General features: G+C 43.0%; 18 protein-coding genes. 7 read left to right on the forward strand and 11 right to left on the reverse strand.

Annotated features, from left to right (window positions below):
- Nucleotides 1-60: 60 nt before the first annotated feature.
- From CLV57_RS15900 to CLV57_RS15920, 5 genes are all read right to left on the reverse strand, one after another.
- Nucleotides 61-789 carry an esterase family protein gene (locus CLV57_RS15900; RefSeq protein WP_100342368.1) on the reverse strand — a complete coding sequence of 243 codons (729 nt, stop codon included), beginning with the start codon at nt 787-789 and terminating at the stop codon, nt 61-63.
- Nucleotides 790-852: 63 nt separating this feature from the next.
- Complete coding sequence (locus CLV57_RS15905) at nt 853-1,440, reverse strand: SGNH/GDSL hydrolase family protein (protein ID WP_100342369.1); 588 nt, start codon at nt 1,438-1,440, stop codon at nt 853-855.
- A gap of 95 nt (nt 1,441-1,535) precedes the next feature.
- Complete coding sequence (locus CLV57_RS15910) at nt 1,536-2,222, reverse strand: ClpP family protease (protein WP_100342370.1); 687 nt, start codon at nt 2,220-2,222, stop codon at nt 1,536-1,538.
- 2 nt (nt 2,223-2,224) lie between these two features.
- Nucleotides 2,225-2,497, reverse strand: coding sequence for a hypothetical protein (locus CLV57_RS15915; RefSeq protein ID WP_100342371.1), 273 nt, complete (start codon nt 2,495-2,497; stop codon nt 2,225-2,227).
- Complete coding sequence (locus tag CLV57_RS15920) at nt 2,478-3,008, reverse strand: RNA polymerase sigma factor (protein WP_100342372.1); 531 nt, start codon at nt 3,006-3,008, stop codon at nt 2,478-2,480. The genes CLV57_RS15915 and CLV57_RS15920 overlap by 20 nt, the downstream gene beginning before the upstream one ends.
- Before the next feature lie 214 nt (nt 3,009-3,222).
- Between CLV57_RS15920 and CLV57_RS15925 the strand changes: the two genes are divergently transcribed.
- The 5 genes from CLV57_RS15925 to CLV57_RS15945 all read left to right on the forward strand — a co-directional run bounded on the left by CLV57_RS15925 (nt 3,223) and on the right by CLV57_RS15945 (nt 8,248).
- Nucleotides 3,223-4,860: a PAS domain S-box protein gene (locus CLV57_RS15925; RefSeq protein ID WP_100342373.1), complete on the forward strand. Its 1,638-nt coding sequence runs from the start codon at nt 3,223-3,225 to the stop codon at nt 4,858-4,860.
- Between the two features lie 118 nt (nt 4,861-4,978).
- Nucleotides 4,979-5,788 (forward strand): sulfite exporter TauE/SafE family protein, encoded by an 810-nt coding sequence (locus CLV57_RS15930; protein ID WP_100342374.1) that lies wholly within the window; start codon nt 4,979-4,981, stop codon nt 5,786-5,788.
- A 60-nt stretch (nt 5,789-5,848) separates the two neighbouring features.
- Entirely contained in the window at nt 5,849-7,270 is a 1,422-nt protein-coding gene (locus tag CLV57_RS15935; protein WP_100342375.1) for an MBL fold metallo-hydrolase, read from the forward strand.
- Nucleotides 7,271-7,277: 7 nt separating this feature from the next.
- A complete protein-coding gene (locus CLV57_RS15940; protein WP_100342376.1) occupies nt 7,278-7,832 on the forward strand; it encodes a YeeE/YedE family protein in 555 nt (184 codons plus the stop codon).
- 2 nt (nt 7,833-7,834) lie between these two features.
- Nucleotides 7,835-8,248 carry a DUF6691 family protein gene (locus CLV57_RS15945; protein WP_100342377.1) on the forward strand — a complete coding sequence of 138 codons (414 nt, stop codon included), beginning with the start codon at nt 7,835-7,837 and terminating at the stop codon, nt 8,246-8,248.
- 3 nt (nt 8,249-8,251) lie between these two features.
- Here CLV57_RS15945 and CLV57_RS15950 read toward each other — a convergent pair whose 3' ends face one another.
- Nucleotides 8,252-8,839, reverse strand: a complete 588-nt coding sequence (locus CLV57_RS15950; RefSeq protein WP_157799188.1) for a TlpA family protein disulfide reductase — start codon at nt 8,837-8,839, stop codon at nt 8,252-8,254.
- Nucleotides 8,840-8,988: 149 nt separating this feature from the next.
- On the opposite strand from CLV57_RS15950, the gene CLV57_RS15955 reads away from it, so the two are divergent.
- Nucleotides 8,989-9,390, forward strand: a complete 402-nt coding sequence (locus CLV57_RS15955) for a DUF983 domain-containing protein (protein WP_100342379.1) — start codon at nt 8,989-8,991, stop codon at nt 9,388-9,390.
- An 82-nt stretch (nt 9,391-9,472) separates the two neighbouring features.
- Nucleotides 9,473-10,141: a Crp/Fnr family transcriptional regulator gene (locus tag CLV57_RS15960; protein ID WP_100342380.1), complete on the forward strand. Its 669-nt coding sequence runs from the start codon at nt 9,473-9,475 to the stop codon at nt 10,139-10,141.
- Here the strand turns inward: CLV57_RS15960 and CLV57_RS15965 are convergent.
- The 5 genes from CLV57_RS15965 to CLV57_RS15985 form a co-directional block, all read right to left on the reverse strand.
- Nucleotides 10,126-12,519: an ATP-binding protein gene (locus CLV57_RS15965; protein ID WP_245857095.1), complete on the reverse strand. Its 2,394-nt coding sequence runs from the start codon at nt 12,517-12,519 to the stop codon at nt 10,126-10,128. The genes CLV57_RS15960 and CLV57_RS15965 overlap by 16 nt on opposite strands.
- Nucleotides 12,520-12,611: 92 nt before the next feature.
- Nucleotides 12,612-13,604: an L-glyceraldehyde 3-phosphate reductase gene (gene mgrA / locus CLV57_RS15970; protein ID WP_100342381.1), complete on the reverse strand. Its 993-nt coding sequence runs from the start codon at nt 13,602-13,604 to the stop codon at nt 12,612-12,614.
- Nucleotides 13,601-15,994 carry an alpha-L-fucosidase gene (locus tag CLV57_RS15975; RefSeq protein WP_100342382.1) on the reverse strand — a complete coding sequence of 798 codons (2,394 nt, stop codon included), beginning with the start codon at nt 15,992-15,994 and terminating at the stop codon, nt 13,601-13,603. Before CLV57_RS15975 ends, mgrA begins: the two co-directional genes overlap by 4 nt.
- 15 nt (nt 15,995-16,009) lie before the next feature.
- Nucleotides 16,010-16,837, reverse strand: a complete 828-nt coding sequence (locus CLV57_RS15980; RefSeq protein WP_100342383.1) for an alpha/beta hydrolase — start codon at nt 16,835-16,837, stop codon at nt 16,010-16,012.
- 24 nt (nt 16,838-16,861) lie between these two features.
- A complete protein-coding gene (locus tag CLV57_RS15985; RefSeq protein WP_100342384.1) occupies nt 16,862-17,716 on the reverse strand; it encodes a fumarylacetoacetate hydrolase family protein in 855 nt (284 codons plus the stop codon).
- Nucleotides 17,717-17,758 lie beyond the last annotated feature (42 nt).

The raw sequence follows: 17,758 nt of genomic DNA on the forward strand, positions 1-17,758 counted from the left end.
AAATATGCCTGTTTTTTGCCAATAAACGGTATGTGTTTCTATTAAAGGCTGGTTAGCTTTCTACAAATACAGCTGCGCCATTTTTTTCCAGCTTCGGGGGGCGTGCGCGTAACCGTTCCAGGCATAGAGCTGGTGATGCACTCCTTTACTGTTCAGCACCCGGCTAAATTCATAATTGTCGGGTTTGAAAGGGTCAGTTTCTCCAATGGTTAAAATAATCTCTAAGCGGCGCACTTGCTCCAGCAAGTTTTCATCATCAAGATTAGCCATAAACTGGCGCGGCATATTAAAGTAAACATCCTGGTTATGATAGCCGTCAAACAGATCCCTAAAATATTGCAGCGGTCTGGTTAGATCATACCTGCCGCTCATACAAACCAGTTTATTAAACAGCTGCGGGTGTTTGAACGCAATGTTGGCAGCGTGATACGCACCTAAACTGCATCCGGCAGCTTCAAAATCATTAGTGCCTGATTTGGAACGCATGAGCGGTAACACTTCCTGCAACAGGTATTGCTCATACTGTAAATGCCGGTAAATACGATACTGGGGATGTGCGCCATGGTTATACAAACTTTCAGCATCAATGCTGTCAACGCAAAACAGCTGCAACTCGCCACTATTTATTCTATCTGCCAGCGCTTCAATAATACCCCAGTTCTCGTATTCGTAAAAGCGACCCATACGTGTAGGAAAGAACAACACGCTTCTCCCGGCGTGACCGAAAATCAGCAGTTCCATATCCTTACCAAGGCCACTACTATACCACTTGTGGTATTCTCTGTTCATAGCAAAACAATTGCGGAAATATTGCCAGTTAATATTAATTGCGGATCAATAAACAGTTAATTATCAACTTAAAGCATTTTTTATGCTATCCCGCCAAACATCATAGCCTTTTTCGCTGAGATGCAGGCCATCGTCCAGAAAATATTCAGCATTTGGATAGCCGTCAGCATTTAGCATGGCGCTAAAAATGTCTATCAAATGCCAATTAGGTAGGTTATTTTTTATCTCTTCGCCTATAATGTGGTTGGTAAATTTAAACCTATCAACAATACCCCAGCGGGCAATACTGGGTTTTAAGGTTATATAGTAGCATGGTATATCACCAAACTCATGGTTTACCCTCGCTGCAAATTGCTGAAAAAAAAGAAAAACCTCTTCCGGATGCCGCCCATCACCCAGATCATTATCGCCAGCATAAAGCACAAGTCTTTTAGGTTGATAGCCAAGCATCACCCGGTCAAAAAACCAGGTGCAAGCGGCCAGTGTTGAACCACCAAAACCCAGGTTAACCGCGTTAAGATCTTTAAAGTCGGTTTGCAGATCGGGCCATAGCCTTATGGTAGAGCTTCCGTAAAAAATAGTATCCGGGTTATGTTCTGACGCTGTTCGCTGTTTTTCCAGGGCCTCAATTTCATCGTGGTACCAAAACATTGCAGTTGTAGTTAAGTAAACTCAAACCTAACAAATGATTTGCCAAACCATGGATGTATAGGCAATATTATTCAGCGGAATTAAAGATGTCCCGCTTAGTCAATATCGCCCAGCACCTCATCAACTATACCGTGTTCTTTGGCTTCCGGCCCGGTCATCCAATAGTCGCGGTCTGATGCTTTGTGTACCCACTCGTAACTTTGCCCGCTGTGTTTGGCTACAATTTTATAAAGATCTTGCCTTACCTTAATAATTTGCTGCGCAGTAATCTCAATATCTGCTGATACCCCCTGCACACCGCCCGATGGCTGGTGGATCATGATACGCGAATGCGGCAATGCCGAGCGCTTACCTTTTTTGCCGGCACAAAGCAATATGGCGCTCATGGAGCAGGCCATGCCAATACAAACGGTACCTACATCGGGCGTTATCAGTTGCATGGTATCATAAATACCCATGCCCGAATAAACATCGCCACCCGGCGAGTTGATGTATAATTGTATATCCTTTTTTGCATCAGCAGATTGCAGAAAAAGCATTTGCGCCTGTATAACATTAGCCATACGGTCGGCCACGGGCTCACCTAAAAATATGATCCTATCCATCATCAGGCGCGAAAACACATCCATCTGCGCAACATTCAGCTGGCGTTCTTCGGTGATGTAGGGTGTCATGCTTTGCGGTATGCTAACAGTGCGGTCAATATATCTGTCAACATGCTGGCTGCCTATGCGGTGGTGCTTAACCGCGTATTTTCTGAATTCGGTATGGTTAATGTTCATGATCAATGCTTTTTAAAAATGTTGGCGATAGATTGCATAAAGCCCCTGTGTTCGGGCGCGGTACTTAATTGATGCTGTACGGCGGTGAGTTCTGCCTTTAAACTTTGCCTGCCGTAATTTTTTACAAGCTGGTGTGTCTGTTTTTGTAAAGCAACGCTATCTGCCAATTCCGTATTCAATATAATGTTAGCTTCAAACAACAGTGCATCGGGAACGTGCAGGTTGCCCAGCAGGTAATCGTCAATCAGTTTAAGTTTATTCAGTGAAGTCCGCATAGCTGAGTGAGTTTTGTTTAACAGTTTCCCTAACTTTTTCAAGGCATTTATACTTGGCCACGGTTGCAGAATGCGTGCTTGAATAGCCAAATTCAGCGGCAACATTATCCGGCTTTAAACCATCATAGTAACAGGCTTTCAGCAGTTGCATACATTTTTCGCCCGCTGTTTTGAGGTAGTTTAATATTTTATAAGTTGATAAAGCTTCGCTGTCTTCCGTTTCGATGTCAACATTGTATAAAGCTTCGTTTTTACCGTTAGCTTGGTAGCGTTGCAGCCAAAGTTTTTTTGATACGCCCATCAGAAAACCTTTTTCATTCAAGATCGCATCGCCGGATGATGCCATAACTTTCTCGTAATACAAAACCAGCGCATCCTGAAAAATATCCCGGGCCTCATCCAGGCTGCCGCCCCTGCGTGCTACATAGCGCGCTACTGCAGGGAACGTTTTTTTGTAAAGCGCAACAAAAAATACCTCCCGGCTTTGTGTGGTTAATAAACTATTATTCATTATTGCCAATGTGTTGTTTACTACAATGTGTAATATAACTACAAATTATCACCCATTACATTTAAAAAAAATGCAATTACTTATTAATAAGCGTTTTAAAATAAAATTATTACACTATTTACCCAATTGATTTACTTATGTTAGCCATACTGATCCGTATTGCCCTTATCAGCCGATTCCGTTTTGCTTTTTTTTGATATGCCTAATACCCCTTATGAAACAATTTTTACAACGGTATATAAACTTTACGCAAAAAAAACTGATCGTTTCGTTGGATTCCAATGAACAGGATCTGCGTTATTGGCAAAATTTGTTGTTTTGTAAGTTTTTGGTTTACTGCCTCCCGGTAAGCCTAATAGCTTTGTTGCCAACAATTTTTATTGTTGTTAAAGACGGGTTTCCACTTATAACCGGCATTGTACTAACCGGCTTTGGTTTGCTGGCCACAGTAACCTTTATTCCAAACATCACTTTGCGACAGCGTAAAATAATAACGCTGTTCGCCTTTTACATAGTAGCCACCTTTTTAGTAGGCACTTCCGGATTTTTGTGGCCGGGTATTTTCTATCTGTTTTTTATAACAGTTCTGTCAGGGCTTATATTTCCTATAAGGATTGCCTACGGCGCTGTATTAACAAACGCTTTAATACTAATTGCATTCGCATTAGTTATTGGTTTAAAACTTTTTGATTCGCCCTTAATTGCAAAGTACAGCGTTGTAAAATGGGTAGCCTCAAGCGCTAATCTGATGTTTGTAAGCGTGATCATTGTAATGCTTATTGATAAAATTTTTGAGGGCCTGCAGCTTACCATCGCTAACAAAACACAGCTGCAGGAACGTTATCAGCACATCTTTCAAAAAAGTCCGTCGGCCATGTGGTTGTTCGATACCGAAAACTTCAGTTTTATAGACGTTAACGAAGCCGCCATAAGACAATATGGCTATAGCAGGGATGAATTTCTAAGCATGACCATAATGGACATAAGGCCAGCCGAAAACATTGATCAAACAGCGCGACTGGTTCAAACTAACCGCAACACCGGAAAGTTCTACGAAGGTTCCTGGCAGCATAAAAAGAAGAACGGTGAGTTAATATTTGTAAAAATTGAGAGCAACCTGTTAAGCCTTGACAATCGGCAGGTAAGATTTGTACAGGCAACCGACATAACCACCCAGATAGAACATCAGTTGGAGGTGTTCAACTATCACAAAAAAATTGAGGAGTCGGAAGCTAATTTGCGGGCAATATTTGACAGCGCTGTAGACGGGTTTGTTTTAGTGGATGCAGATGGCATAATCAAGCTCTTTAACCCTAAAGCTTCGGCATCTATGGAGTTCAACAAAGACCAAATGTCGTTTGAGATAGGTCGCAGTATTTTTGATTACGTAGAAGCAGCGCGCCTGGCTTATTTTAAACGGATAATGGAAAAAGTGTACCGGGGTGAAACCGTTGACTATGAGCGCATGTTCAGCTTTGATGATAATGTTGTTTGGATACGCTACACGATTAACCCTGTATTGGAAAACAACAAAATAGTTGGAGCCTGTATAATGGGCCGGGATATAACCGAAAGAAAATTCTATCTGCAATCATTAGAGGAACAGAACAAAACATTCCGGGAGATATCGTGGATGCAATCGCACATGGTGCGGGCCCCGCTGGCCCGTATGCTTGGTTTATTGCCTATGTTAAGCACTGAGATCAGTGATGAAGACCGAAAAAAAGTAATTGAATACCTCAACATCTCTGCCAACGAGTTAGACGACGTTGTTAACATTATAACTGACAGGTCAACCGCAATTACAGATAAAGACCCGCAAAATGCGCCAAAAAACCGGAATTTAAATTAAGTCGATGCTTAGCTAAATTTAATTCCATGCAAAATTTCATAATTAAACGCTTGAGTGACATAAGTCACCGTAACCAGGCGCAACAAGTGCTGATATTTGTGTTGTTATTTAAACACACATGGAAGTACTGGCATACATCGCTTCGGCCTTAATAGGAATATCGCTTGGATTAATAGGTGGTGGCGGTTCTATTATGACCGTGCCGGTTTTGGTCTATCTTTTTGGTACCAATCCGCTGCTGGCTACTTCTTATTCATTATTTATTGTTGGTTCAACCAGCCTGGTAGGCGCAGTAAATAATTATTACCGCGGTTTTGTCAACATTAAAACCGCCTTACTTTTCGGACTAAGCTCAATAACTACCGTATTCATCACCCGCAAATTCATCATTCCGCATATACCCTCACACATTACTTACATAGGTAATTTTGAAGTAACAGAGGGTAAGATCACCATGGTGCTTTTTGCTATTTTGATGGTTTTGGCCGCCATGGCCATGATCAGAAATAGAAATCATGAAGATAATGTTGATGATAAAGATGCATCTGCCAATAGTAATACAATAAAACTATTGGCTTACGGAATTGCCATTGGTTTAGCCACCGGCATTTTGGGCGCGGGCGGCGGCTTTTTGCTCATCCCTACACTGGTTATACTGGTTGGCCTGCCCATGAAAGAAGCCGTTGGCACCTCGTTGCTCATAATCGCGCTTAACTCATTAATAGGTTTTACGGGGGATCTTGGTCGTTTCAGTATTGATTGGTGGTTTCTGACTAAAGTAACCGCTATAGCCATTGCAGGAATATTTGTTGGAGATTATCTGGAAGATAAAATTGATAGCAGCCAGCTTAAAAAAGGGTTTGGCTGGTTTGTATTGGTAATGGCTATATATATAATAATTAAAGAGATACTGATCAATAAAAAATAACGTATGGCAGGTTGCCAGCAAGTTTAATATTAACTCAAATTTGGATTAAAATCCTTACTCATGATAATTGAACAAATTTACACCGGATGTTTGGCACAAGGGGCTTACTACATTCAATCGGGAAAAGAGGCTGCGATAATTGACCCGTTGCGCGAGGTAGCTCCATACATTGATCGAGCAGAACGCGGGGGTGCGACCATCAAATATGTATTGGAAACACACTTTCATGCAGACTTTGTTTCAGGACACATTGATCTGGCTCAAAAAACCGGTGCCAATATAGTTTTTGGTCCGTTGGCCAATCCATCATTCGAGGCTTATCAAGCTACTGACGGTGAGGAATTGAAAGTTGGCAAAGTGAAGATCAGGGTTATACACACACCAGGGCACACCATGGAATCAACCTGTTTTTTATTGATTGACGAAGCAGGTAAAGAAACCGCTTTATTCTCGGGCGATACGCTATTTATAGGCGATGTGGGCCGCCCGGATCTGGCACAAAAAGCTGCTGACATGACCATGGAGCAATTAGCAGGTACATTGTTCGACTCGTTGCGCAATAAAATAATGCCCTTGGCTGATGATATTATTGTTTACCCTGCACATGGCGCAGGCTCGGCATGCGGCAAAAACATGAGCAAGGAAACTACTGATACCTTGGGCAATCAGAAAAAATATAATTATGCCCTGCGGGCCAACATGACGCGAGAAGAATTCATCACTGAAGTTACCCGCGGACTGGACGCTCCGCCTGCTTACTTTCCGCAGAATGTGCGCATGAACAAGGAAGGTTATGAAAGTATTGACAGTGTAATAAGCAGCGGATTAACACCACTATCGCCCGATGCTTTTGAAGCGGCAGCAAATGAGTTAGGCGCTTTAGTACTGGATACCCGCAATGCCCAAACTTTTGCAGCGCAGTTTATCCCTAATTCGGTAAATATTGGCATTGACGGCAGCTTTGCGCCGTGGGTAGGCGCTTTGATACCTGATGTAGCACAACCTATTTTGCTGGTTACCGAAGCAGGCAGAGAAGAAGAAGTGGTTACCCGTTTGGCTCGCGTTGGTTTTGACAACACCATTGGTTATTTAAACGGCGGTATGGCTGCCTGGATAGCGACCGGTAAAGAAACAGATCAGATAACATCTATTGATCCGGTTGAACTTGCAGAAATTGAAAAAAAGAGCGCGGAATTGAATATTCTGGACGTAAGGAAAAACCCGGAGTATTTATCAGAACATGTTGTTAACGCGCAACTGTTGCCTTTAGATAATATTAACGAGAATATAACAACGCTGGATAGGAATAAAACTTACTACGTGCACTGCGCCGGTGGTTACCGCTCCATGATATTTACCTCTATGATGCGCGCCCGCGGTTTTGATAATCTGATTGACGTAAAAGGCGGCTTTGCAGCCATTAAAGCGTCCGGCTTGTTTACAACGACCGATTATGTTTGCCCCTCAACTTTAACAGACTGACCTGAATATGATTGAATTACTAAAGCAGCCCTGGCCCTGGTATACATCGGGCATTGTTATTGCAGGCATAATGATCACGCTATTATTCTTCGGAAAATCATTCGGGTTTTCATCTAACCTGCGCACCATTTGTACAATGGCGGGTGCTGGTAAAAAGGTAGCTTTTTTTGATTTCGACTGGAAAACGCAAAAATGGAACCTGCTTTTTTTATTGGGCGCAATAGCAGGCGGTTTCATCAGCAGCACCTTGTTGAAAAATGACGAGCCATTTAAACTGGCCGCCGCTACCATTGCCGACCTGAAAGCATTGGGCATCACCTTTGACGGGCAGTTAGAACCCGGCCAACTGTTTGATCTGCAATCCATCTCGGCTAAAAATGTTTTGTTAATGCTAACGGGTGGGCTTATGATAGGCTTTGGTTCGCGTTATGCGGGTGGTTGTACATCGGGCCATGCCATTAGCGGGTTATCTAATTTACAATTGCCGTCGCTTGTTGCAGTAATTGGCTTTTTTGCAGGCGGTCTTATTATGACGCACCTTCTTTTCCCGCTGATATTTTAATTATGAAAGGACTTAGATTTATTTTGGCCGGCATCCTATTCGGCATTGTGATGGCAAAATCTGAAGCGGTGAGCTGGTACCGGATACAGGAAATGTTCCGCTTTCAATCGTTCCACATGTATGGCATTATCGGTACGGCTGTGGTATTAGGCGCACTGGCTGTTTTCCTCATTAAAAGGTTTCAGTTGCGCGATATCCAGGGCATGCCCATCAACCTTCCTGCTAAAGACAAGCAATGGACTAAATATGCTATGGGCGGCCTTATTTTCGGATTAGGCTGGGCGCTTACAGGCGCTTGCCCGGGCCCTATGTTTGTCAACATTGGTTACGGCTATGTTGCTATGGTTATAGTAGTTGCAGGCGCTTTACTCGGCACTTATCTGTATGGCTTGATCAGGCACAAGTTGCCTCATTAAATTCTACTCTTTTAACAAACCATCTAAATACTCATAGAAGGCTTCACTTGAATAATCAGCAGCGCCTTCGTGCCGCGCTACTACTCTGCCTTTTTTGTCTATAATGATCGTGGTAGGTATGGCGTTAGAAACCAAGCCCGTTGGCAACGGACCGGCAAGCGTATAAACCGGCAAACTGTAACCCTTATTCTGCATAAAAGCTGTAGATTTTGAAACATCATTATCTGCATCAATTGGGATAACCACCAGGTTGCTATTGTTTTTATACTGCAGATACATTTTATTGATAGAGGGCATTTCGGCTATGCAAGGCGGGCACCAGGTTGCCCAAAAATTCATTATCAACACCTTGCCTTTTAATTTTTCGCTTTGCAAAACTTCGCCATTGGGCTGGCGCAAAGTAATATTTACAGATGGAGTAGAAGTAGCAACTTTTTCGCTTTGGGTTGGCGGTCGCATTATACCTACCGCTATAAAGCCTCGTATCAATAAAGCCTTAGCCGCAGGGTTAATTATGAGCACCAACATCAACAGGATGAATACTACATTAATAATGTTCTTCCGTGTGAGTAGCGCTTTCAGTTTTTCCATTTGTAGTTGAGATGCAAAGTACAAACATTTAAACCGGTATCGTAGATCATGAGTAAAAATCCAAATTAGCATGGGTTAATTTTCCAATAAGTGACCAATGTCACTAATCAATACAGCAAGCCTTAGTACCTTTGTACAAAGCAAACAATATGGAAGCTCAAACAACATCGCATAAACACATACCGGTATGGCCTGCACTCATCAGCTGCAAATGCCCAAGATGCCGCGTTGGCAAGGTTTATGAACATGGCGCTTATCATTTATTTGATAATAAAATGCTTCTACAGTGCAAACACTGCGGTTTTGTTTATGAAAAAGAGCCCGGATATTTTTATGCGGCCATGTATGTTGGATATGCATTTGTGGTTGCCGAACTGGTTACAAGCGGCGTAGCTATAGGCGTTTTAACCGGCAGCCAAAACCCATGGCTTTACGTGATAGTGATGCTGAGTTTGGTGACCCTTTTATCTCCGTTTAACTACAGGTACTCACGCATGTTGCTTTTATACTTTTTAACGCCGGGCATACGTTATCGTCAGGAGCTGAGTTAGAAAGGAACTCAACTGTCTTATAAATTTAACGCCTTTTTATGAGGCGTTTTTTATTTACCTTGTATAAACATTAGTTTCATTAATGGAAAGCACAACGCAGCCTGTAAGCGAATTAATTAACGATTTATTCCCGCAGTTTGAACCTGCTTTACGGCACTTCCTAATTGAAAACGCAGGTATACGCCACATTAAAGCCGACGAGCAGGTAATGAAAACCGGGCAATATATGAAAGCGACTGTACTGATTGCTCAAGGCCGCATCAAGCTTTATCGTGAGGGCCGCGAGGGCGAAGAGTTTTTTATGTATTACCTGGAACCGGGCAACGCCTGCGCACTTTCAATGGTATGTGCCACCAAACAACAAACCAGTCAGATCTCAGCCAAAGCTGTTGACGATGCTGTGCTTATCACCATTCCGGTTGAATTGATGGATGATATGATGAAGCTATACAAAACATGGTATTACTTTGTATTGGAAACTTACCGTTCGCGTTTTGAAGAACTGCTTACCGTAATTGACGATGTTGCTTTCCGCTCAATGGATGAACGCCTGTTGGTTTACCTGCGCAAACACTCGCGCCAAACCAATAACCGCGAGATAAGGCTATCACACAGCGAAATAGCCACAGATCTCAATTCCTCTCGCGAGGTAATATCCCGCTTACTGAAAAAAATGGAGCAACGCGGCCTTGTAACGCTAAACCGCAATTACATTGAGTGGCTTGAAAAAATAACTTATTTAAATAAATGATGCCATACTTTGCCGTATAGCTCGTCGGGTAAAAACGGTTTTACCACAATACCATCAATACCGGCATCTGCTATTTCTTGCTTTACCTCATCGGGCAGGTTGGCAGTAAGCGCAATTATGGGTAAGGTTACACCCTTGTTGCGCATAGCTTTTGCAGCCTGGTAACCATCCATAACAGGCATGTGCAGGTCCATTAAAACAAGCTTGTGTTTGTTTACATCCAACTTTTGCAAAGCCTCTTCACCGTTTACTGCCACATCAATGCCGGCTCCCCACTTCTTTAAAAAGGTTTGGGCCACCATTACATTTAACGGATTATCTTCAACCAGTAACAGATCAATACCGGCAAACGGCATACCTTGCTGAGGAAGTTTATTTTTTTCGGTTATCTCAGGTAAGGTATTGACGACCTTTTGAAATGTCTGCACAAAATAAAATACAGACCCCTTGCCTTCGGCACTGATCAGTTCAAGCGAAGAATTTTGTAATTCGAGAATGCGCTTGCTTATGGCGAGCCCCAGGCCTGTACCACCAAAACCTCGTGATGTTGAAGAATCGGCTTGAGTGAAGCGTTCAAATATCAGGTCCTGCTTATCTGCCGATATACCAATACCTGTATCCTTTACCGCCACTTTTACCGTAATGTTGGTATCCGTTTGACGCTGCACAGTTATGCTTACCTCTACAAACCCTGATGGTGTAAATTTAATAGCATTATGCACCAGGTTAGTAATAACCTGCGATATACGGATGGGATCGCCTATCAGCTTGCTTTTAAGTTGCTCATCCCCCACCAATTTGAGTGTGATGCCTTTATCATTAGCTGAGGTTTGTAAACTATTCACCACGTTACGCGCTATAGCAAGCAGATCCATCTCAATACGCTCAAAGGTAATTTTGCCTGCTTCTATCTTGTTATAATCAAGAATATCATTTACAATGCCCAGTAAATTATTGGCAGAGAAAATAATTACATCAAGGTGTTCGCGTTGATCTGGTCGAGGATCATTTTTAAGCATTAAATGACTCATACCGATCACCGAATTGAGCGGTGTGCGGATCTCATGACTCATGGTACTTAAAAATTCCGTCTTTGCTTTCAGGCCCTGCTCGGCTTGCTGCTGTGCATTCTTTAAAACGAATGATACCCTGTGCGACAACACCAGCGACTGTAAAAAGAAAAAACTTACATACCCAATAAAAGTAAGCACCTGCAGTTGCGGCAGGAAACCCCAATAATGAAACAGCGATATGGCAAATACAAACATTAAAGCGATGGAGCTTGACAAGGCGTATATTGAGCCCGGCCGTTTGCGCCTGAATGCTATGAGATAAACCGATGGAATGTAGATAAGGCAAAACATCATCAACACCAAAAATGGATTGATAAGCTGTGTAAAATAATAGGGCGACAATACTAACGATGCCAACGCAAAAGCAAAGCAGACAACCGCTATAACGTTAAGTGTGGGTCCGTTAATGTCCAGTGGATAAAGGTAGCGGCTGTACAGCCCAAACAGGCCAATACCAACAAACAGGGTCAGATACTCTAATCTTACGGCTATGTACCAATCCATATTAGGAATGATGGTATGCAATACATAGTTATCAATACCAATAATGCGGTAACTGTAAACCAGTACATACAATGAAAACAGTAAAATGGCCCTGTCTCGGTTACCAAAAAGGTAAAGACCGAAAAAAAACAAACCGCCCATTATCAAACAGCCGGTTAGCAACAGGTCAATAGCCTCATCCTGCTGCCGGTCAAGCCGTACAACTTCCCTGTCGCCAATATATAAAGGTTTGGTTATACCACCCTTGCTATGCACAAAATTGGCTATCTCCAATACCAGATTTAGGGTATCGGCATTCTGGCCAAAATCTATTGTTTTATATTGCCAATAAGGTTCAAAACCCTCGTCGCTCCTGCTTACCTTTCCGTTTGTGGCAACCTGTTTTCCGTTTACGTACAAGGCATAAGCACTATAAACATCAGGAACAGTTAAGCGCAGATCGCCATGTTTTTTGGGCAACAGCACAGTAAGCCTGTAACTCGCGTAGCCAAATGCCGGCAACTCTCTGCCATTTATTTTATGACCTGAATTCCACAGCGACGGGAATTCAACAATATTCGGATGGGATGCTTTGTCGCCTTCCGCTAACAGTTGCTGCCAGTAAAAAAGCCATTCACCGTTGAGCGGTATCTTTTCGTTCATTGCTGCCGAACGCAGATCAAGCACGCCTTTTTTTGCCGTTGGATAGGCAGGCAGCTTCATGCTCATGCCTGTATTGCTCATTAAAAGCAATACAACAAAAAGCAGCAAAGCTATTTTTACATATCTGTGGTTTGCAGCGTGTAACTTAATTGGCAACATAGGGGCAGATACAATTTAAAAAAAACGTATCTGCCTCAAATATAATATTTTTAGATGGGCTAAATGCTGCGACGAAATCAGCACTTTGGTTTTTAAGCGCTCAGAATGTTGTTGATAGCTGCCAGTTCCTTTTCATCAAATTGGGTATTATCCAAACTTGCAATGGAGTCTGCAATTTGCCATGGCTTGCTTGCTCCTATCAATACAGATGTTACACGTTCATCTTTTAATATCCAGGATAAAGCCATTTGCGCCAGCTTTTGCCCGCGCTGTTGCGCCATCTCATTCAGTTGAGTAACCTTGGCTAAAACGTCGGGAGTTATATTTTTAGGCGTCAGGAAATCGCCCACTTTGAGCGCCCTTGAATCATCGGGTATGCCTTTTAGATATTTATCCGTAAGCAAGCCCTGCGCCAATGGCGAAAACGGAATGCAGCCAATACCTTCCTCTTCTAACAGATCAAGCAGTCCACCTTCAACCCATCTTTCAAACATAGAGTATTTGGGTTGATGGATAATTACAGGGGTGCCCATTTGCTTGAGTAGCGCAATTGCCTCGCGCGCCTGTGGTACACGGTAATTGGAGATGCCCACATAAAGCGCTTTACCTTGACGCACTATCAGATCTAACGCCGCCATGGTTTCCTCCAACGGCGTTTCAGGATCGGGACGGTGATGATAGAAGATATCCACATAGTCCAGCTGCATGCGCTTAAGGCTTTGATCCAGACTGGAGACCAAATATTTCTTGGAACCCCAATCGCCATAAGGACCATCCCACATGGTGTACCCTGCTTTTGTAGATATGATCAGCTCATCTCGATGATCTCTGAAATCGGTATGCAATATTTTCCCGAAGTTCTCTTCAGCCGAACCCGGCGGTGGACCGTAATTGTTGGCGAGGTCAAAATGCGTTATACCCGCATCAAACGCGGTACGTAAAATTTCCTTGCAGTTCGTCAGATTATCATACTCACCAAAGTTTTGCCATAAGCCTAATGATACCCGCGGCAATTTTAAACCGCTTGTACCACAACGCTTGTAAGGCATTTGGCTGTAACGCTGGGGCGAGGGGATATACGTCATGGTTTAGAATCGTTTACAATTAAAGCATCAATAGCAACCGGTTTATTACCTGCATTAATAATCGTTAGTGTATGCGCAGCTTGCTTTAACCCTTTTGCAGTAAAAACTGTTTGTTGCCTTTTGCTATCACCACTGGCTGACAGATCTACAATTTTAACCAGTTTACCATCTAAAAGCACATTTACTTTGCCCGCTCCTGCTTGTTTTGGTGCCACTACCGAAACATTTGTACCAGCAAAGGAAAAACTCCATTTAGCACCTGCCACATTACTGGTTGTTAAATCGTTATTGAAATCTCCGTTGTTTAAATTACTTTGTCTGAACCAACCTTGAGCTATCATCACACCGGGATCATCGTCATTTATCCAGGTCTTGCTATGCGTAATACGCAAAACGCGATATCCCGCTGCCAAAGTTGCATCCGCAATGCCGTTTATAGCAATTGCTGACATTGTCGGCACATTAACAGTTAAACCTTGCTCATTTTGCACAAATGATAGTTCGGTTGTGGCACCATCACCCAGTAATTCAACCTTGGTAACTTTACCAAGCGTGGCACCATCTGTAGCTAATGCAGTTAACTTAACAGTACCGCTTTGCCAGTTGTTACATGTAGCGTAGAGTTTACCTTTATTACGTGTGTAATAAACGTTGGCATCGCCATGCACTTCAAATGGTCGCGAACCATATATTGCCTCGCCGTTTAGTTTCAACCATGCACCAATGTCTTTAGCCGTTGTAACAACTACTGCATCAAGGTCGCCGCGGTTATGTTGGGTAAGATTAAGCAGCAGCGTACCATTGCGACAAACATTTTCCATCAATATCTTAACAATTTCTGCTGCTGTTAAATATTTCTGACCTGTTTCATAATGCCATTCAGATATAGACTCCTCTGTTTGAAAAGGATAAGCCATTATTTCACGTTCTATTATCTTCTCTGAACTTTTAACCAGCGAATGTTCTACATAAGGCAATAATTCGTTGCTGTTTTGGAAACTATTGTACCGGCCGCCAACACCCTTCAAGTTCACTACAACATCCATTTTCCCTTTATTCCATTTAAGGGATTTGTTATAATAATTGGCTATAAGTTGCGGCGCTAAAAAACCTAAGCCCATGTGCACACCAAGATCAACCTGTGAGTCTCCTGCATGTTCATCAAAGTAAATTACGTCAGGATGGTATTTGGTTATAGCATCATCAACACGCCACATAAACTGATTGGCAAAGGGCGAACGCAATGGGGCATCTTTAGCGCTATGCACCGGGCCATAAAGGTCAACCGGGTCAAAACCATCCCACCATTTCCCTTTTCCATCAGCTACAGTATTTAACCCATCATAGGGCACACCCTTTAATTCGCCGTTTTTATCGCTTAAATATTTAACTGGCATAAATTGTCCCCATGTGCGTGGTGGGGTGTTATGAAAACCAATGCCGAACCGTAAACCATGCTTACGCGCAATTTTTTCGTAAATGCCAACAATATCTTTTTTTGGACCGATATTAACTGAATTCCAGGGTTGGTATTTTGAGTTCCACAAATCAAAATTGTCATGATGTACACCCATCGCCATAAAATAGCGGGCGCCCATTTGTACATAAAGAGCCATTAACTCCTCGGGATTCCATTTATCAATAACCCATATGTTAGTGATGTCTTTATAACCGAACTTAGACGGATGCCCATAGGTTTTAACGTGAAACTTATATACCGGAGAGTTCTCCTGATACATTTTTCGGGCATACCAGTCCCCTTGTTCTGGTTCTGATTGTGGGTCCCAATGCGACCACGCTCCAAATTTGGCTTCCCGCCACCAATCAGGTGCCATGTATGTATTTCCAATGGCTTTCCAATCAGGCTTAAAAGGGCCGTCAGCTACAGGTAATTCGGGAAGGTTCCAAATGTCGGGCGGTAAGTTTAGATTATCCCCCACCGCTACTTGATTTATCCGCAAAGCGACATCAGATGTTGCTAACTTAATTACAACATCCGCCGCAATCGGCATCTTAACTTTAACTACCGAATTAAGAAATTGGCTACTATTGCCTGACGAGTGGAAATTTATCTTATTAATAATTTTTCCGTTGATATAAACATCAGCAATACCAACTCCAGTTGAGGCATAGCGAATTGCTAACGTTTGAGCAGTCCTTACCGCTTTAAAACTAACGCCGTCGCCCGCTTTTTGTAGAACCACAACTTTTCCACCTGAGACAATAGCGTCCTCTGCCTTAACCGCTGCAGACACGGTTTTCAACGCATTGACATCATAAAGCGTACTTGACTTACTCTCAACAAAACGTTTGGGAAGCGGTTGCGCCAGCGTTATGGTAGCCGAAAACATTACTATGCTTAAGCCTAAAGCAAATTGCCTTTTTTTCATGGCTGTTATTTTTACTTACCGTCCGGGATTATTCTTTTTGAAATACAGGTTGAAATACAACAACTGATAGCTTATGGAGTTTGACCAATACTGCCAATTATGCGCACCCGGCCGAACAATAAAATCGTGCTCTATATTGCGTTCAACCATTTTATCGTGCAGTTCGGTGTTTACCTTGTAAAAGAAATCCTCAGTACCGCAGTCAAAAATAATGGCGAGTGATTTAGGAGTTATCAGGTGTAGTAGATTGGTAACGGTGTATTTCTCCCACACATCCGGATTTTCTGCATAGTTGCCTAAACGTTTTGCCATATCCCAGTTTTTAGGGAACGGTCTGATATCAACGCCACCGCTGGTGCTGCCTGCCGCGCCATAAATATCCTGGTGCCTGATACCTAAGTATAAGCCGCCGTGCCCTCCCATACTTAAGCCGGTAATGGCCCTGCCTGTGCGGCTTTTAATGGTTTTATAGTTTTTGTCAACATAGGCCACCAACTCTTTAGAAACATAGGTATCGTATTTGTAAGTAGGGTCAACAGGACTATCCCAATACCAGCTGGTAACGCCGCCATCGGCACAAACAACTATCATGTTATAAGCATCAACGCTTTCCTTTACAGCGGGAGCGCTGCGTGCCCAATCTTTGTAGCTACCGCCTGCTCCGTGCAACAAATAAACCACCGGGTATTCTTTTCCCGCGGAGTAACTATCCGGCGTGATAACCAGGGCGTTGATTTTTTTCTTCATCGCGTCGCTGTAGGTTTCTACAGAATCAACCTTAGCGGCCTTAACATTTATTGCAAAAATGCCGAGGCAAAAAAACAGGAGCAGGTTTTTCTTCATTTTTAGGTTTAGTTTATCGGGTGGTTATTTTGAGTACGCTTTTACAGTTTGTTTTGATACGCCTAAGCCCTCAATTCCCAATTCCATCACATCACCTGCTTGTAAGTAGGCTTGCGGGGTCATGCCCATAGCCACGCCCGCCGGTGTACCGGTGGTGATCACATCGCCGGGCAACAGGGTCATGAACTTACTTACGTAAGCAATTACAAAAGGCACATTAAATATAAAGTTGGCAGTGGTGCCGTTCTGCATCATTTTGCCGTTAACAGATAACCACAATTTCAGGTTGCCTGAATCGGGTATCTCATCGGCAGTTGCCATAAACGGACCAATTGGCGCGAAGGTATCGCAACCTTTGCCCTTATCCCAGGTACCGCCACGCTCCAACTGAAACTCACGTTCAGAAATATCGTTATGCAGCGTATAACCTGCTACATACTCTAAAGCTTCTGCTTCTTCCACATAACTTGCTTTTTTTCCAATAACAACAGCAAGTTCAACTTCCCAGTCTACCTTTTTAGCATCACGCGGTATAATCACGTCATCAAACGGACCAATAATAGCGCTGGTAGCTTTCATAAATATTACCGGCTCGGCAGGCGGCGTAGCGCCTGTTTCTTTGGCATGGTCGGCGTAGTTCAGACCAATACAGATCAACTTTGAAGGTCTGCCCAACGGACTACCCCAACGCTCACCATCAGCAATTTCAGTAAGGCTGCCTTCGTTATCACTCACAAACTTTGCTAAGCGGGTTAAGCCGTCGTTATCAAAAAAGGCCTCGTTATAATCCTCGCCAAAAGCAGAGGTATCATATCTTTTATCATTTAAAATTACGCCTGTTTTCTCTTTACCGGCAGCACCCCATCTTATTAATTTCATTATTTGTATAGTTTATCTGGTGATTATTGGCAATGGCAGCAA

The sequence above is a fragment of the Mucilaginibacter auburnensis genome (assembly GCF_002797815.1).
GTDB classification, from domain to species: Bacteria; Bacteroidota; Bacteroidia; order Sphingobacteriales; family Sphingobacteriaceae; genus Mucilaginibacter; species Mucilaginibacter auburnensis.

Coding starts and splice junctions, on each gene's coding strand:
- CLV57_RS15900 (WP_100342368.1), bottom strand. CDS start 789: ATGAACAGAGAATACCACAAGTGGTATAGTAGTGGCCTTGGTAAGGAT.
- CLV57_RS15905 (WP_100342369.1), bottom strand. CDS start 1,440: ATGTTTTGGTACCACGATGAAATTGAGGCCCTGGAAAAACAGCGAACA.
- CLV57_RS15910 (WP_100342370.1), bottom strand. CDS start 2,222: ATGAACATTAACCATACCGAATTCAGAAAATACGCGGTTAAGCACCAC.
- CLV57_RS15915 (WP_100342371.1), bottom strand. CDS start 2,497: ATGCGGACTTCACTGAATAAACTTAAACTGATTGACGATTACCTGCTG.
- CLV57_RS15920 (WP_100342372.1), bottom strand. CDS start 3,008: ATGAATAATAGTTTATTAACCACACAAAGCCGGGAGGTATTTTTTGTT.
- CLV57_RS15925 (WP_100342373.1), top strand. CDS start 3,223: ATGAAACAATTTTTACAACGGTATATAAACTTTACGCAAAAAAAACTG.
- CLV57_RS15930 (WP_100342374.1), top strand. CDS start 4,979: ATGGAAGTACTGGCATACATCGCTTCGGCCTTAATAGGAATATCGCTT.
- CLV57_RS15935 (WP_100342375.1), top strand. CDS start 5,849: ATGATAATTGAACAAATTTACACCGGATGTTTGGCACAAGGGGCTTAC.
- CLV57_RS15940 (WP_100342376.1), top strand. CDS start 7,278: ATGATTGAATTACTAAAGCAGCCCTGGCCCTGGTATACATCGGGCATT.
- CLV57_RS15945 (WP_100342377.1), top strand. CDS start 7,835: ATGAAAGGACTTAGATTTATTTTGGCCGGCATCCTATTCGGCATTGTG.
- CLV57_RS15950 (WP_157799188.1), bottom strand. CDS start 8,839: ATGGAAAAACTGAAAGCGCTACTCACACGGAAGAACATTATTAATGTA.
- CLV57_RS15955 (WP_100342379.1), top strand. CDS start 8,989: ATGGAAGCTCAAACAACATCGCATAAACACATACCGGTATGGCCTGCA.
- CLV57_RS15960 (WP_100342380.1), top strand. CDS start 9,473: ATGGAAAGCACAACGCAGCCTGTAAGCGAATTAATTAACGATTTATTC.
- CLV57_RS15965 (WP_245857095.1), bottom strand. CDS start 12,519: ATGTTGCCAATTAAGTTACACGCTGCAAACCACAGATATGTAAAAATA.
- mgrA (WP_100342381.1), bottom strand. CDS start 13,604: ATGACGTATATCCCCTCGCCCCAGCGTTACAGCCAAATGCCTTACAAG.
- CLV57_RS15975 (WP_100342382.1), bottom strand. CDS start 15,994: ATGAAAAAAAGGCAATTTGCTTTAGGCTTAAGCATAGTAATGTTTTCG.
- CLV57_RS15980 (WP_100342383.1), bottom strand. CDS start 16,837: ATGAAGAAAAACCTGCTCCTGTTTTTTTGCCTCGGCATTTTTGCAATA.
- CLV57_RS15985 (WP_100342384.1), bottom strand. CDS start 17,716: ATGAAATTAATAAGATGGGGTGCTGCCGGTAAAGAGAAAACAGGCGTA.